The sequence below is a fragment of the Novosphingobium sp. GW835-FHT14H07 genome (assembly GCF_058793515.1).
The window spans coordinates 96,780-112,141 of record NZ_JBXAFX010000008.1 but is presented as its reverse complement, the minus strand read 5'-3'; the positions used below and the strand labels follow the sequence as shown (position 1 = coordinate 112,141).

Annotated in this window: 10 protein-coding genes; 7 read left to right on the top strand and 3 right to left on the bottom strand. The window is 64.4% G+C overall.

Annotated elements, in window-relative coordinates; translation table 11 throughout:
* Positions 1–519: 519 nt before the first annotated feature.
* Positions 520–2,121, top strand: a complete 1,602-nt coding sequence (locus AC1Q5P_RS09685) for a family 43 glycosylhydrolase (RefSeq protein ID WP_492518843.1) — start codon at positions 520–522, stop codon at positions 2,119–2,121.
* A 274-nt stretch (positions 2,122–2,395) separates the two neighbouring features.
* Here the strand turns inward: AC1Q5P_RS09685 and AC1Q5P_RS09680 are convergent, their stop codons facing one another.
* The 3 genes from AC1Q5P_RS09680 to AC1Q5P_RS09670 form a co-directional block, all read right to left on the bottom strand.
* Entirely contained in the window at positions 2,396–3,028 is a 633-nt protein-coding gene (locus tag AC1Q5P_RS09680) for a class I SAM-dependent methyltransferase (protein ID WP_039331393.1), read from the bottom strand.
* Between the two features lie 74 nt (positions 3,029–3,102).
* Positions 3,103–4,242 carry a ThuA domain-containing protein gene (locus AC1Q5P_RS09675; protein ID WP_492518804.1) on the bottom strand — a complete coding sequence of 380 codons (1,140 nt, stop codon included), beginning with the start codon at positions 4,240–4,242 and terminating at the stop codon, positions 3,103–3,105.
* A 140-nt stretch (positions 4,243–4,382) separates the two neighbouring features.
* A complete protein-coding gene (locus tag AC1Q5P_RS09670; protein WP_492518803.1) occupies positions 4,383–7,211 on the bottom strand; it encodes an Rne/Rng family ribonuclease in 2,829 nt (942 codons plus the stop codon).
* A gap of 602 nt (positions 7,212–7,813) precedes the next feature.
* Here AC1Q5P_RS09670 and AC1Q5P_RS09665 point away from each other — a divergent pair.
* The 6 genes from AC1Q5P_RS09665 (at position 7,814) to AC1Q5P_RS09640 (ending at position 15,334) form a co-directional block, all read left to right on the top strand.
* On the top strand, positions 7,814–8,704 hold the full coding sequence (locus tag AC1Q5P_RS09665; RefSeq protein ID WP_492518802.1) for an N-acetylmuramoyl-L-alanine amidase family protein: 891 nt from the start codon (positions 7,814–7,816) through the stop codon (positions 8,702–8,704).
* A 62-nt stretch (positions 8,705–8,766) separates the two neighbouring features.
* Positions 8,767–11,301, top strand: coding sequence for a penicillin-binding protein 1A (locus AC1Q5P_RS09660; protein WP_039331385.1), 2,535 nt, complete (start codon positions 8,767–8,769; stop codon positions 11,299–11,301).
* Between the two features lie 70 nt (positions 11,302–11,371).
* Positions 11,372–11,917: a peroxiredoxin gene (locus AC1Q5P_RS09655; RefSeq protein ID WP_062342086.1), complete on the top strand. Its 546-nt coding sequence runs from the start codon at positions 11,372–11,374 to the stop codon at positions 11,915–11,917.
* A gap of 110 nt (positions 11,918–12,027) precedes the next feature.
* Positions 12,028–13,155, top strand: coding sequence for a peptide chain release factor 2 (gene prfB, locus AC1Q5P_RS09650; protein ID WP_039331382.1), 1,128 nt, complete (start codon positions 12,028–12,030; stop codon positions 13,153–13,155).
* Positions 13,155–13,925 (top strand): class I SAM-dependent methyltransferase, encoded by a 771-nt coding sequence (locus tag AC1Q5P_RS09645; protein ID WP_492476476.1) that lies wholly within the window; start codon positions 13,155–13,157, stop codon positions 13,923–13,925. The genes prfB and AC1Q5P_RS09645 overlap by 1 nt, the downstream gene beginning before the upstream one ends.
* Positions 13,925–15,334, top strand: a complete 1,410-nt coding sequence (locus AC1Q5P_RS09640; RefSeq protein WP_039331378.1) for an NAD(P)H-dependent flavin oxidoreductase — start codon at positions 13,925–13,927, stop codon at positions 15,332–15,334. Before AC1Q5P_RS09645 ends, AC1Q5P_RS09640 begins: the two co-directional genes overlap by 1 nt.
* Positions 15,335–15,362: the final 28 nt, after the last annotated feature.

Sequence of the window (15,362 nt, the reverse complement as noted above, 5' to 3'; positions counted from 1 at the left end):
GCGGGGGGCAAGAGGCTCTGAACTGCCCGTTGGTAGAGGTGCGGCGCTTCATGGATGTGAAGAGGGGTTTACGGGGTTTACACGGTCCAGGGAAATTCGGGCTGGGCCAGTTCCGGGCGCTTCCGGGGGATTCCTGACGCAGTGTTCAGGTTTTGTTCGCATATGTGAAGTGGAGTTTGGGGCGGTGCCCCCCCCGTCAGTCGCCCGGGCGACTGCCACCGCCCCATTTGTCCTTCGGAAGAAAGGGGGGGATCCTTGCGAGAGGTTTCGGGCCGGAAGGCAGGCGAAGAGGGTTGGGCGCTCATATCGTCACCATGCCATTTCGCCGTCGTGTAGGACAGCAAAGAGTGGTCGGCTGTCTCCACTTGCAAAGGCGCCGACCTGTTGTTCGAGGAATGTCCTTGTAGGATTGCAAGGCTCTCCACTATGAAATAGAATTTGCATCCTAATTTCTGGGAGTGGGTCGTGGAATCGCGCAGAACGTTGATAAAGCTTGCCGCAGCAGGTGCCTTGGGATCAATTGCAGGCTTGCCCGGGTCTCGCGCCAGCGCTTCCGCCAAGTCCGCGGGGGCATGTTCCGTTGGCAAATCCAAGCCTGCAGCCACACCCGTATGGCGAACTGGTATCGAAGGCCAGCGCATCGCGGACCTTGGTGACGGGCGCTATCTGAACCCGATCCTTTCAGGTGACTATGCCGATCCGTCCGTGCTCAAGGACGGCGACGACTATTACATGACGCACTCCTCGTTCGATTCTGCGCCCGGGCTGTTGATCTGGCATTCGCGCGATGTGGTGAACTGGCGTCCGGTCGGCCCGGCTCTGGCCAAGCCACTGGGGACGGTGTTCGCGGTCGACATCGCGAAGCATGACGGGCGCTATTTCATCTACATCCCTTTCATGAAAGCGCCATGGTCGCCCGATCTCCCAAGTTTCGCAAACACTTACGTGATTCATGCGCCTTCGATGGCCGGCCCTTGGAGCGATCCGATCGACCTCAAGGTTGGCGGACTGATCGACCCGGGCCACGTCGTCGGCGAGGACGGCCACCGCTACCTATTCTTCAACGATGGCAAGCGCGTTCGCCTCACCGCCGATGGCCTTGCCACGGCCGGCCCGATCGAGACCGTCTACGAGGCCTGGCGATATCCCGATGACTGGATCACCGAGGCGTGGTCTCCTGAAGGCCCGAAGCTGTTCCGCAAGGGCGGCTATTTCTATCTGGTCAATGCGGTCGGCGGCACCAGCGGCCCGGCCACCGGTCACATGATCGTCGCGGCGCGGTCGCGTTCGATCAACGGACCGTGGGAGCATTGCCCGCACAATCCGATCCAGCGCACGCTTTCGAAGGATGAAATGTGGTGGTCACGCGGGCACGCCACGTGCGTCGAAGGGCCGGGCGGCAAGTGGTACATGATCTACCACGGCTATGAGAACGGCTATCACACGCTCGGCCGCCAGACCCTGCTCGAACCGATCGAATGGACTGCCGACGGATGGTTCCGCGCGACGGGCGGGGACCTTTCGAAGCCGCTGCCCAAGCCTGCGGCTGCGGCAGAAGTGCATGGGATGCCGCATTCCGACGCCTTCGAGAGCGACCGTTTCGGCACGCTGTGGAGCCTTTACGGTAGCACGCCTGCCGAGAAAGCCCGCATCGCCGTTGCCGATCGCACACTTTCGCTGAAGGCCAAGGGCACCGGTCCGTCGAACGGCGTGGTCGTCACCCAGCAGGTCGGTGACCGCGCCTACGAGGTGACCGTGGATGTCGAACTTCAAGGCCAGGTCACCGGCGGCCTTCTGCTGTTCTTTGACGACCGGCTTTACCTCGGCATGGGCATCGATGGCACGCGGATGACCAGCTATCGCGGTGGCAAGGCGTCCTATTGGCCGGAGCCTGCACCACCGGCCCGCCGCATGTTCATGCGCATCACCAACCGCGATCAGGTGGTGACATTCTACTATAGTCTCGATGGCAAGAACTGGACCCGCCACGGGGTACGCTCGGAAGTGACCGGTTATAACGCCAACACTGTCGACAACCTGCTGAGCCTGCGGCCTGCGCTTTTCGCTTCGGGCGATGGCCGAGTCCTGTTCCGCAATTTCCAATACCGCGCGTTGGAGTGACGGACGTGCCATCCTGTTGCGAGTTACGGGCTGGCGCGCCCTAGCTGTGCAGGAAATCTTCCGTCTAACAGACGTCGCATGATCCTGCGATAGGCGAAGGATTAGCGGGACGCGACGTGCGGGTGTGTGGTCTTGCGGGTGCCCCTCCACCACCTGCGGTGGTCCCCCTCCCCGGGGCGGGGAGGAATTGAAGCGGGGTTGCCCCTCTACCATCTTCGATGGTCCCTCTTCCTCCCGGCCTCCGCAGGGACAGGCGCACCGGGGAGGAATGGGGTCAGCGCAGTTTGGTGGCGGCGCCCCATTCCATCCACGCGGCCCACTTCGGCATGCCGGGCATGTACTGGTGGCCCGGGTGTTCGAGCTGGAAGCCGGCACCGAGGACCGGGGCGGTGACGGCGCGGGAAAGATGGCAGCCGCCCATCAGGGGTTTCCAGACAGGCTCGATCCGGCGCTGCCATTTCGCCACGTCGGCATCGGGGCTGAGGCCGTGTTCGAGGAACAGCAGGGTGCCGCCGGGCTTAAGGATGCGGCGCAGTTCGGACAGGACCTTGGCCGGATCATCGACCGAACAGAGCGTGTAAGTGCAGACGGCGGTGTCGAAGGTCTCGTCACAGAAGGGAATGTCCTCGCCCACGCCTTTGCGGATGTCGGCCTGCCAGCCCTTGCGGGCGGCGGCCTCGCGCGCATAGTCGAGCAGCTTGCCGGAAGGGTCAATGCCGGCGAACCCGGTGACGCGGGCGGGATCATAGAACTGCTGGTTTAGCCCACCACCGCAGCCGATCTCGAACACGCGGCCCTGCGCGCGGGGCACGACGCCGGCGCGAAGCTCCATGATGTTCGGCGACGCGCAGGCACATTTGATCATGCGCGGAACGACGTGTGCGTCCCAAACGGCTTTCAGTCCCATCCCGTTTCCCCGTCTGTTATCCGGGCAGACTGGCAAAGAGAGCGGCGCGGCGCAATTGGCCGCGCCGTGGGATTTCACTTCGCGGCGCAGCTTTCGGGGCTGAGGCCCATGGCCCAGAGGATGCCCTGATCGAGCAGTTGCAGGCTTTCGGGCTGGCTGTAGTTCTCGGGCCGGTGGCCGATGGCGGTGTAGAAGCTGCGGCCCTTGCCGAGGCAGCGGGTCCACGCGATCGGGTGATCGCCCATCGCCATCTTGCGACCGAAGCCTTCGCCGGGCTTGTAGGTGGTTTCATCGAGCGAAGCGAGGACGCGGGTGCGGGGCAGCGGGCGGACGCTGCGATCGAAGGAGTACCATTCTTCGGTCATGCGCCATTCGCCGGGCAGGCCATGGGTTGCCGGGTGGGCGCGGTCTTCCATCACGACGCGGGCTTCCTGGAACTGCGGGGCCATCGGGTGGCCGATGAAGCGCGCGCCGATCAGGGTATCGGCGTACCAGTTCCAGAAGAACTGCGGATCGCCGCCCGAGCCGTGGATGCCGGCATAGCCGCCGCCGCTTTCGACATATTTGCGGAACGCGGCGCGCTGTGGGATCGTCAGCGCATCGCCGCTGACATTGTTCCACACCACAGCGTCGAACCGGGAAAGGTCCGCTGCGTTGAAGACGCCGCCCCTGTCAGTGAAGACGATGCCCCAGCCATGGCGGGCCGCGATGCCCTTGAGCGCGGTTTCGGCGGCATTGACCGAGGGGCTGTCGCGAAAGCCGGTGATCTTGCCGAAGACGAGGATGGCCGGGCGCGGAAGATCGGCGGGGATCGCGGGGCGGTCATTGTCGTAGGTGCGGCAGCGGATGGCGACGTCGGCATTGGTGAGGCGCACCTTGGCCAAGTCCTTGTCGAGCCGGGCGCTGAGGGCGGGGTCGGTCTTGCCGAGCATGGCGAGGACCGAGCGCGGGGTGACGATGCGATCGAAGCCGGGAGGCAGGGCGCCGCCGCCGAAGGGGTGCATCATGGCATCGGCAAGGCCGGGCGAGGCGGCTTCGACCACCGCCTTGCCGGCGGGAACAGAGAGCACGTCGGCCAGGGGGGATTGGGTGGAGAGCGGCTGGCGGCCGAGGGGGCAATCAAGCACCGGCGCGGCAGGGGCCGTCGCAGCATGGGCCATCGCGCCCAAGCCAAGTCCGAGGGCTGCCGCCGTGGTCAGGAATTCTTTGCGCATGTCCATCTCCCAGATGCTGTTTGCGTTACCATGGCGGGGCCGACAGCGCCGGTCAACCAGAGCAGCATGGGTGCTGAGCGGATAGCAAAAGGCCCCGCCATTGCTGGCGGGGCCTTTCTGTCTGGGGCCGGAGCCTGTGGTCAGGCGCCGAAGGTGCGCTGCCACCAGCCGCGACGGGGTGCAGACTGTTCGCCGGCTTCTGCTTCTGCCGCGACGTCTTCGGCGACCGGCGCTTCTGCGCTGACCGTTTCTGCCGGAGCAGCTTCGGAAGCCACGGCATCGGCCTTCTTGCGGCGCGTGCGCTTGGGCTTTTCCGCCGGGGCTTCAGCTTCGGCCGCAGGAGCTTCTACTGGCGCAGCTTCGACGGGCGCAGCTTCGGTTTCAGGTGCAGGCGCTTCAGGAGCGGCTTCCACCTTCTTCTTGCGGGTGCGCTTGGGCTTGGCCGGCGCAGGCGCAGCTTCCTCGACTGCAGGGGCAGAAACCGGAGCTTCCTCGGCTACAGGGGCAGCCTCGGCTTCACCTGCGACATCAGCCTTCTTCTTGCGCGTCCGCTTGGGCTTGGCCGGTGCTGCTTCTGCAAGAGGAGCGGCTTCGGCCTCGACCGGGGCAGGCGCTTCGGCTGCGACCGGTTCGGCGACGAGCGGTTCGGCGACGACGGGTTCGGTCGGGGCGGGCTCTGCCGAGGCTTCGGCAGGTTCACCCTGCTCGGCACCAACTTCGCCCTGATCGCCTTCAGCGTGTTCGCCAGCGCCTTCGCCGTTCTCACGGCCACCGCGCCGACGACGACCGCGACGGCGGCGCTTGCGCGGACCACGGTCGTTGCCGTCATCGCCTTCGTCGGTGTGAGCGCCTTCGGTGCCTTCGGCTTCGCTGCCTTCAGCTCCTTCGCCTTCGGCCTCGTCACCTTCTTCGGCCGAGCTTTCGGTCTCGCCGTTCTCATCGCGGCGATCACGGTTGCGGCCACGGCGGCGCTTGCGGCGCTTGCGGCGACTCTCGCGGTCACCCTCGTCACCGTCGCGCGAGCGCTGCTGACGGGGCTGCTCTTCGGTTTCTTCCTCGTCGTCGAAGTCCTCTTCGACCAGATCGTCCTCTTCGGGCTCGATGATCGGTTCGAAGCGGGGGACGAATTCAGGCTTGGGCCCGCGCGAGGCGACGCGCATCTTGGCGCCTTCGTTCTCACCTTCGGGGATCACTTCGACGGTGACGCCGTAGCGCTCCTCGATCTCGGCCAGATCGCCGCGCTTGGCGTTGAGGACGTAGATTGCGGCTTCTTGGCTGGCGTAGAGCGTGACGACGTTGCCCTTGCCCTTGGCGGCTTCGTCCTCGATCAGGCGCAGCGCGGACAGGCCGGCCGACGAAGCGGTGCGGACGAGGCCCGAGCCGTCGCAGTGCGGGCAGGCGCGGGTGGTGGCTTCGAGCACGCCGGTGCGCAGGCGCTGGCGGCTCATTTCCATCAGGCCGAAGCCGGAAATGCGACCGACCTGGATGCGGGCGCGATCGTTCTTGAGCGCGTCCTTCATCGCCTTTTCGACCTTACGGATGTTCGATCCGTATTCCATGTCGATGAAGTCGATCACGACGAGGCCGGCCATGTCGCGCAGGCGGAGCTGGCGGGCAATTTCGCGCGCGGCTTCGAGGTTGGTGGCAACCGCGGTCTGCTCGATGCCGTGCTCCTTGGTGGAGCGGCCCGAGTTGATGTCGATCGAGACCAGGGCCTCGGTCGGGTTGATGACGAGGTAGCCGCCAGACTTGAGCTGCACGACCGGGTCGTACATCGCGGTGAGCTGGTCTTCGGCCCCATAGCGCTGGAACAGCGGCACCGGATCGGCATAGGCCTTCACGCGCTTGGCGTGGCTCGGCATCAGGAGCTTCATGAAGTCCTTGGCGGCGCGATAGCCATGCTCGCCCTCGACCACGACTTCCTCGATCTCGCGATTGTAGATGTCGCGGATGGCGCGCTTGATCAGGTCGGAATCCGAATGGATCAGGGCGGGCGCGACCGACTTCATGGTGCGTTCGCGGATCTCGTCCCACAGGCGGGCGAGGTAGTCGAAGTCGCGCTTGATTTCGGGCTTGGTGCGCTGGAGGCCGGCCGTGCGGACGATGCAGGACATCGAGCGCGGCAGTTCCATTTCGGAGATGATCGTCTTCAAGCGCTTGCGATCGGCCGAGGAGCTGATCTTGCGGCTGATGCCACCGCCATGGCTGCTGTTCGGCATGAGCACGCAGTAGCGGCCGGCGAGGCTGAGGTAGGTAGTGAGGGCGGCGCCCTTGTTGCCACGCTCTTCCTTGACGACCTGGACGAGCAGGACCTGGCGGCGCTGGATCACGTCCTGGATCTTGTAGCGACGGCGCAGCGCCATGCGCTTGGCGCGCAGTTCGTCGGCTTCCTTGCCCTGCGAACGACCGCCCTGACGGCGACGGCCCTGACGGCTGCGACGGCGGTTGCTGTCACCGTCTTCGCCTTCGTCCGAAGCTTGCGAGGTTTCTTCGCCTTCGTCGCCCTCTTCACCTTCGTGGTCGAAGCCGTTCTCGACGACGCCGCCTTCGATGGTGGCGACCTGGTCCTTTTCGGACGTGTCGACCTCGGTCACGCCTTCATCAGAATCGTAGCCTTCGCCATCGGCGTAGTCTTCGTCTTCCGCGTCTTCAGCGGCACGCAGGGCGGCTTCTTCTTCGGCGTGTGCGGCTTCTTCCGCCAGCAGGGCCTCGCGATCCTCCTTGGGGATCTGGTAGTAATCAGGGTGGATTTCGCTGAACGCCAGGAAACCGTGGCGATTGCCGCCGAAATCGACGAACGCCGCCTGAAGCGAGGGTTCTACACGGGTTACCTTGGCGAGGTAGATATTGCCTTTGATCTGCTTGTGATCAGCAGATTCAAAGTCGAATTCTTCAATCCGATTGCCCTTCAGCACCGCCACCCGGGTTTCTTCCTGGTGGCGCGCATCGATCAGCATGCGCGTGGTCATTACAAATACTCCAGCCGCGCTGCCGCTGGATTGCCTCTGGGGCTACCAATGCGTTTCTGGCGCGGTTCGTTTGGGATGCACGAACGGCAATTGCACGGATCACTCCGTTGCGAATACCATTCGCGAATGCGGGTTTGCCGGATCGGAGCGTTGCGGCGCGCAGCGTATCGACTGCCTTGCCCTGTCGCTCGCCGCCCGGCGGCGGTTGGTTTGTGTCTGCTGTGAAGACAACTCGCGGCGAAGTGCGCGTGCCGGCAAGCGTCCAAGCCGCGACCGCCCCGGTGGGGCAGCTAGGCAGGAACGAAACGCGGCTCATCATCACGGCATCAACCTTGTGGCGTGGAGGAGGGCGCTTGCGCTTCTTTCTCTCCACGTTGGCGGGATCTTCACCAGCGGGCTTTCCCTCGCCCACCGCGGCGCAAAGATGTGCGCTTTCCGGCGGTTTCGGCGTGGATGCGCCGGTGCTGGCTTGCCCCGGTAGATGGGTGCTAGCACCCCAATTGCAAACCGGCAATTAAAACAATGCCGGGAACGGCCCGTTAACCATGCCAACGTTTTGGGTCTGGACCGGCAGGGGTGGGGCGGGGCATAGACCGGTTCAGATGGAGAACAAGGGGGTCCTGATCGCGGTCTTTGCCGCGCCGGTTGCGGCGTCGGCACTGATGTGGGCGGCATTTTCATCGGGCCTTGCCGAAATCGAACCGCGATCCGTGCTGCGGCTGGAGATGCCGCCAAGCAGTGGGCGTGTCGGGCTTCCGCCGGTCGAAGGGCCGGCCGATGTCAGCCGGCCACTGGTGGTTATCGACGCCGGGCATGGCGGCCACGATCCCGGTGCGAGCGGTTCGGCGGGGGAGCGCGAAAAGGACCTGACCCTGTTGCTGGCGCAATCCCTGCGCGATGCGCTGCTGGCCGATGGCAAGGTGCGGGTGGCGATGACCCGGAACTCGGACCGGTTTCTGGTGCTGGAAGAGCGTGCCGACATTGCGCATCGCCTTGCCGCAGACTTGTTCATATCGGTCCATGCCGACGCTGCGCAGAATGACCTGGCGCAAGGTGCGACGGTCTACACGCTTTCCGACAAGGCGTCGGACGGTGTTGCCGAGGCGCTGGCGGCGCGGGAGAACAAGGCCGACACTGTCAATGGCGTGAACCTTGAAGGGCAGGGGGCGCAAGTGTCCTCGATCCTTGTCGATCTGGCCCGGCGAGAAATGCGGGAACGGTCGTTGCGGTTCGGGCAACTGGTCGTCCGGGAAGGGCAGGAGACGGTACGCTTTCACCAGACGCCCCAGCGCGAAGCGGCTTTTGTTGTTCTGAAGTCGCTCGATCTGCCTTCTGCCCTGATCGAAGCAGGCTATATCAGCAACGTCGACGATGCGCAGAAGATGCGCGATCCGGCGTGGCGGCGCGCGTTTTCCGGATCGGTGGCGCGGGCGATCGAGATTTTCCTTGCCGAGGGGCAGGTTGGCGCTTCGCCGAATAGTGCGATGCCCTGAGTGCATTGGCTGCAGGTTCGCTCTGGCTTGCCACGGCGCGGGCGTGCTAGAGGCCCTGCAACATGGCCGAAGAGACGTCCCAGCAATCCCGGTTCAAGCTCATCCGCGACGAAGGTCGTGCACGGTGGGGTAACCTTTCCCGGTGGTATCGCACAAAGTGGGGCGAGAGCCGCCGCTTCCGCTTCCTGAACTACGCCATTGGCGCGATTCTGGTAGGCTGGTTCGTGCTGTGGGTGGCGGTGATCCGCACGATGCCTTCGGCTGACACGCTGCTCACCTACCAGCCGCCCTTGCCGACGATGGTGCGGGGCAATGATGGCGAAATCGTTTCCAGCTATGCCCGCGAACGCCGCGTGCAGCTGCGTTTCGTCGATTTCCCCGAGCCGATGATCAATGCGTTCCTTTCGGCCGAGGACAAGACCTTCTGGAGCCATGGCGGGATCGACTACCTCGGCTTTGCCGGGGCGGTGGTCGACTATGTGACCAAGTACGGCTCGGGCGAACGTGCGCGCGGCGGTTCGACGATCACCCAGCAGGTGGCCAAGAACATCCTGATCGGCGACGAGTATTCGATCACGCGCAAGCTCAAGGAAATGGTCCTCGCGCGCAGGATCGAGGGCGTGCTGAACAAGCAGCAGATCCTTGAGCTTTATCTCAACGAGATTCCGCTGGGACGGCAGAGCTTCGGCGTGCAGGCTGCAGCGCGGGCCTACTTTGACAAGGACGTGGGCGACCTGCAGCTGCATGAGGCCGCGTTCCTTGCGATCCTGCCCAAGGCACCGGAGCGCTATGGTCGTGCGCAGTATGAAAGCATGGCGATCGAGCGTCGCAACTGGGTGCTCGACCAGATGGTCAAGAACGGCTGGGCGACGCCGCAACAAGCCGCCGCCGCGCAGGCCATGCCGCTGGGGCTCAAGCCGCGTCGCGCCGAGAACTATACGGCCGATGCGGGCTACTTCCTGGAAGAAGTGCGCCGCCAGCTGATCGAGAAATTCGGCGAGAAGGCCGAGGACGGCCCGCACAGCGTCTATGCCGGGGGGCTGTGGGTGCGCACTTCGCTCGATACGCAGTTGCAGACCGCGGCGCAGAATTCGCTGCGGGCGGCTCTGCTGCGCTACTCCGGTGGTCGCGCCTGGCATGGGCCGATCGCACGGCTGGATGTGGATAACGATCGCTGGCAGACCGAGCTGATCACCAGCAACATCTCGATCAACTACCAGAACTGGCGGATCGGCGTGCTGCTTTCGCGCAGCGGCTCTTCGGGCAAGGTGGGTTTTTCGGATGGACAGACTGCCAGTCTGATCGGGCTGCCGGACAGCATCAAGCCGGGTGACGTGACGGCGGTGGCGCCGGTCAATGGCTCGACCTACGCCGTGCGCACGGTACCCGAGGTTTCGGGCGGCATGGTGGTCGAGGACCCGCAGAACGGCCGCGTGCTGGCGATGCAGGGCGGGTTCGACGCGCGGCTGGGCTCGTTCAACCGCGCGACGCAGGCCAACCGCCAGCCGGGCTCGACGATCAAGCCGTTCGTCTATGCCACGGCGCTGGACAACGGGATGACGCCGGCCTCGATGGTCGTCGACGGGACCTTCTGCGTCTATCAGGGCGCGGCACTGGGCGAGAAATGCTTCCGCAACTTCGGCAACGAAGGCGGATCGGGCAGTCACACCATGCGCTGGGGGCTCGAGCAATCGCGCAACCTGATGACGGTGCGGGTGGCCAACGACGTGGGCATGGACAAGGTGGTGCGCACGATCAAGAACGTCGGGATCGGCGAGTACGAGCCTTACCTTTCAATGGCGCTTGGCGCCGGGGACACTACGGTGCTCAAGATGGTCAACGCCTATGCGGCGCTGGCCAACCAGGGGCGTCAGCACAACCCGAGCCTGATCGACTACGTGCAGGACCGCAACGGCAAGGTGATCTGGCGCGCCGACAACCGCCGCTGCGACAACTGCTCCATGGCGCAGTGGGACGGCAAGCCGATGCCGCGCTTCAAGCCGACCGGCAAGCAGGTCCTGGACGCGCGCACGGCCTATCAGGTGGTCCACATGCTTGAAGGCGTGGTGGTGCGCGGCACGGCGGTGACGTTGCGCGATCTCAACCTGCCGCTGTTCGGCAAGACCGGGACGACCTCCGGCCCGACCAACGTGTGGTTCGTGGGGGGCTCGCCGGACATCATCGCGGGCGTCTATATCGGTTACGACCAGCCGCGCAGCCTTGGCGGATACGCACAGGGGGGGCGCATCGCGGCGCCGGTCTTCAAGCAGCTGGTACAGGAGACCCGGGCGCGCTGGAAGGACATTCCCTTCGCAGTTCCCGAGGGCGTGCGAATGGTCAAGATCGACCGCGTTTCAGGCAAGCGCGTGTTCGGTGGGACGCCCGAGAACGACGTGGCGAAGGCGTCGGTCATCTGGGAAGCCTTCAAGCCGGACACCGAACCCCGCCGCACGGCGCGCGAAGGTGAAGTCAGTGCCAAGCAGGCGGTGATTGACGCATTGCGCAGAGCGCGTGCCGCGCGCGGCATTCCGGAAGGCGGCGCCGAGGAAGCGCCTGTGGAGCAGGACTTCCTGGAGGAGCAGGGCGGAATCTACTGATCAGCCGAAGAGCGGAGAGCTGCCCCGAAAGGCATTGGCGATGAGGGGTGAGGTCTGTTAGCGTCCTCGCATGACGATCCGCACCCTTTTTGCTGCCGCCGCAGCCTTCGCCGTTTCCGTTTCCGCTCCGGCCCTTGCCGAGCTGCCGACCGGTGCGAGAGCGCCGGATTTCGCAGCGCAAGGGGCGCTGGCTGGCAAGCCGTTCTCGTTCAAGCTGCATCAGGCGCTGAAGAAGGGACCGGTGGTGCTGTACTTCTACCCCAAGGCGTTCACGCAAGGGTGCACGCTGGAAGCGCACGCCTTTGCCGAAGCGACCGCGCAGTTCAAGGCGGCGGGCGCGACGGTCATCGGCATGTCGAACGACGACGTGGCGACGCTGCAGAAGTTCTCGACCGAGGCCTGCCGCGACAAGTTCGCTGTAGCCAGCGCCAGCCCCGCGCTGATCAAGGCCTATGATGTGGACCTGCGCAAGCCTGATGGTTCCTCGACCGGACTGACCAAGCGCACCAGCTATGTCATCGCCCGCAACGGCAAGATCGTGATGGTTCATTCCGACATGGACTATCGTGACCACGTTAAGATGACGCTTGCTGCGGTGCGCAAGCTCAAGGGCTGACAGCGCGCCCCATTACGCACTCGGCATTTCACGCTTGGGCTTTACATGCCTGCCCGCTTCGCTAAGCGGCGCAGTTCGTTCTTGTTTCGAATTGACCGGAGTTCAGCCCCATGCGTGCCGAAGGGCAGGCCCATATCGACCGCATCAATGCCGCGCTGGCGCTGGTGCGCAAGTTCCTCGACTGGGATCGCGCCGTGCGCCGTCTCGACGAGTTGAACGCCCGCGTCGAGGACCCGAAGCTGTGGGATGATCCCAAGAAGGCCGAAGAGGTGATGCGCGAGCGCAGGCGGCTCGAGGCCTCGATCGGGACGGTGAACGAGATCGGTCAGGAAATGGCCGATGCGATAGAATTCATCGAGCTTGGCGAAATGGAAGGCGACGAGGCCACGGTGAACGAAGGCCTTGCCACGCTGGCCGCGCTGGCCGACCGCGCCGACAACGACAAGGTGCAGGCCCTGCTTGCCGGGGAGGCTGACGCCAACAACTGCTTCCTTGAAGTCCATGCCGGCGCCGGCGGGACAGAAAGCCAGGACTGGGCGGAAATGCTGCAGCGCATGTATACGCGCTGGGCGGAGCGCCATGGCTACAAGGTCGATTTGGTCGATTATCACGCGGGCGAAGCCGCAGGCATCAAGTCTGCCACCCTGCTGATCAAGGGCGAGAACGCCTACGGCTATGCCAAGACCGAGAGCGGCGTGCACCGTCTGGTTCGCATCAGCCCCTATGACAGTTCGGCGCGGCGGCACACCTCGTTCAGCTCGGTCTGGGTCTATCCCGAGATCGACGACAACATCGAGGTCGAGATCAACCCGGCGGACCTCAAGATCGATACCTATCGCGCTTCGGGTGCGGGCGGGCAGCACGTCAACACCACCGATTCGGCGGTGCGCATCACGCACATTCCGACCGGGATCATCGTTGCCAGCCAGAACGACCGCAGCCAGCACAAGAACCGTGCAACCGCGATGGGCATGCTGAAGGCGCGCATCTACGAAGCAGAACTGGCCAAGCGCGAGGCTGCGGCGAGCGGCGAATATGCCGCCAAGACCGAGATCGGCTGGGGGCACCAGATCCGGTCCTACGTGCTGCAGCCTTATCAGCAGGTGAAGGACCTGCGGACCGGGGTGGTCTCCACCAACCCGACCGAAGTTCTCGATGGCGCGCTTGACCCGTTCATGGCTGCCGCACTTTCGCAGAAGGTGACGGGCGAGAAGGTGACCGTGGAGGATGACGACTGATGCGGCGGGCTTCGGCCCATCGTTCAGTCGCACTCGCCGTGTTGGCGTCGCTGGCCATTGCTGCGTGCAAGCCGCAGGTGGACGACAAGCGTCCTGAAACGTCGCGCGAGTTTCCTACCGCTGACCGCCCCGTTTCCGGCGTGGTCAGCAACGCTTTTTCCAACGAGCAGGAACGTGACCGCCTGGGCGAGGCGGACATGGTGATGAACCTGGCCGGGATACAGCCGGGCATGAGCGTTGCCGACATCGGGGCGGGCGAAGGTTACTACACCGTACGCCTTGCCGAGCGGGTCGGCACCAAGGGGCGCGTGCTGGCGCAGGACATCGATGGCGACGCCTTGCGGCGGCTTGGGTCACGTGTCGAACATGACCGGCTGGACAACGTCTCGATCAAGCCAGGCGGCGTGGACGATCCGCGCTTGCCCGAACGCAGCTTCGACCGCGTGCTGATGATCCACATGTATCACGAAGTGACTGAGCCTTATGCGTTCCTGTGGCGAATGTGGCCTTCATTGAAGGCGGGGGGCAAGATCGTGGTGGTCGATCTCGATCGTTCGACCGACCGGCACGGCATTCCTCCGGCGTTGCTGATCTGCGAACTGGAAGCCGTGGGCTTTCGCTTGGATGAATTTCACCGTAAACCAGAGATTGCGGGGTATTATGCCCAGTTCGTCGCGGCGAAGAGCCGTCCCGAACCGGGCGAGATAAAGCCGTGCCGTCTGAAGACGGCCAAGGGTGCGAGCGCGACAAGCGCGTTGAAAGGAAATTGATGTCTGCGTTCAAGGGGTTGAAGCCGATTCTCTATGGCGGCCGCGAGGTTTGGCCGCTGGTCGAGGGCGGCAAGGGTGTTGCGGCGACCAATCACATGAGCTCGGGCGCGTGGGCCGCGGCCGGGGGTATCGGCACGGTGAGCGCGGTCAATGCCGACAGCTACGATGCCGAAGGCAAGATCATTCCACAGGTTTATAATGCCCTCACGCGCAAGGAACGCCACGAGGAACTGATCAAGTACGCCATCGATGGCGCGGTCGAGCAGGTCAGGCGTGCCTATGACATTGCCGGTGGCAAGGGCGCGATCAACATCAACGTGCTGTGGGAAATGGGCGGCGCGCAGGCCGTGCTCGAAGGCGTGCTGGAAAAGACCCGCGGGCTGGTGACGGGCGTGACCTGCGGGGCGGGCATGCCTTACAAGCTTTCCGAGATCGCGGCGCGGTTCAACGTGAACTATCTGCCGATCGTGTCCTCGGGCCGTGCATTTCGTGCACTGTGGAAGCGGGCCTATCACAAGGTCTCGCACCTGCTTGCGGCGGTGGTGTACGAAGATCCGTGGCTGGCGGGCGGGCACAACGGCCTTTCCAACGCGGAAGATCCCAGGAAGCCGGAAGATCCCTATCCCCGCGTCAAGGCACTGCGCGACGTGATGCGCGCCGAGGGTGTCTCGGATGACGTGCCGATCGTTATGGCAGGTGGCGTGTGGTTCCTGCGCGAGTGGAACGACTGGATCGACAATCCGGAACTGGGCGCGATTGCCTTCCAGTTTGGCACGCGCCCGTTGCTGACCGAGGAAAGTCCGATCCCGCAGGGGTGGAAGGATCACTTGCGCACGCTTGAGCCGGGCGACGTGCTGCTGCACCGCTTCTCGCCCACGGGCTTCTATTCCTCGGCCGTGCGCAATCCTTTCCTACGCGCCCTGGAAGCACGTTCCGAGCGGCAGATCCCGTACTCGCGCGTCGAGGCCGGTGAGCATACCGCGCAGCTGGACGTTGGTGTGCGGGGCAAGAACTTCTGGGTGACGCCGAACGATCTGGCCCGGGCGCGCGAATGGCATGGCGCGGGGTTTGTGCACGCGTTGCGCACGCCGGACGACACCATGGTGTTCGTGACGCCGGAAGAGCGTGACGAGATCCAGCAGGATCAGAAGGACTGCATGGGTTGCCTGTCGCACTGCGGGTTCTCTTCATGGAAAGACCATGACGATTACACCACCGGGCGCCTCGCGGACCCGCGCAGCTTCTGCATCCAGAAGACCTTGCAGGACATCGCGCACGGCGGCGACATCGACAAGAACCTGATGTTCGCAGGCCACGCGGCCTATCGCTTCAAGCAGGATCCGTTCTATTCGAACAACTTCACCCCGACGGTGAAGCAACTCGTCGACCGGATCCTGACCGGGGACTGACCTTTGCCGGCCAACGGAGCGTCCCGCG

What these genes read in the sequence shown, in the direction of transcription:
- AC1Q5P_RS09675 (WP_492518804.1), bottom strand. Translation starts at nt 4,242, where the DNA reads ATGCGCAAAGAATTCCTGACCACGGCGGCAGCCCTCGGACTTGGCTTG.
- AC1Q5P_RS09640 (WP_039331378.1), top strand. Translation starts at nt 13,925, where the DNA reads ATGTCTGCGTTCAAGGGGTTGAAGCCGATTCTCTATGGCGGCCGCGAG.
- AC1Q5P_RS09680 (WP_039331393.1), bottom strand. Translation starts at nt 3,028, where the DNA reads ATGGGACTGAAAGCCGTTTGGGACGCACACGTCGTTCCGCGCATGATC.
- AC1Q5P_RS09645 (WP_492476476.1), top strand. Translation starts at nt 13,155, where the DNA reads ATGCGGCGGGCTTCGGCCCATCGTTCAGTCGCACTCGCCGTGTTGGCG.
- AC1Q5P_RS09665 (WP_492518802.1), top strand. Translation starts at nt 7,814, where the DNA reads ATGGAGAACAAGGGGGTCCTGATCGCGGTCTTTGCCGCGCCGGTTGCG.
- AC1Q5P_RS09660 (WP_039331385.1), top strand. Translation starts at nt 8,767, where the DNA reads ATGGCCGAAGAGACGTCCCAGCAATCCCGGTTCAAGCTCATCCGCGAC.
- AC1Q5P_RS09655 (WP_062342086.1), top strand. Translation starts at nt 11,372, where the DNA reads ATGACGATCCGCACCCTTTTTGCTGCCGCCGCAGCCTTCGCCGTTTCC.
- prfB (WP_039331382.1), top strand. Translation starts at nt 12,028, where the DNA reads ATGCGTGCCGAAGGGCAGGCCCATATCGACCGCATCAATGCCGCGCTG.
- AC1Q5P_RS09670 (WP_492518803.1), bottom strand. Translation starts at nt 7,211, where the DNA reads ATGACCACGCGCATGCTGATCGATGCGCGCCACCAGGAAGAAACCCGG.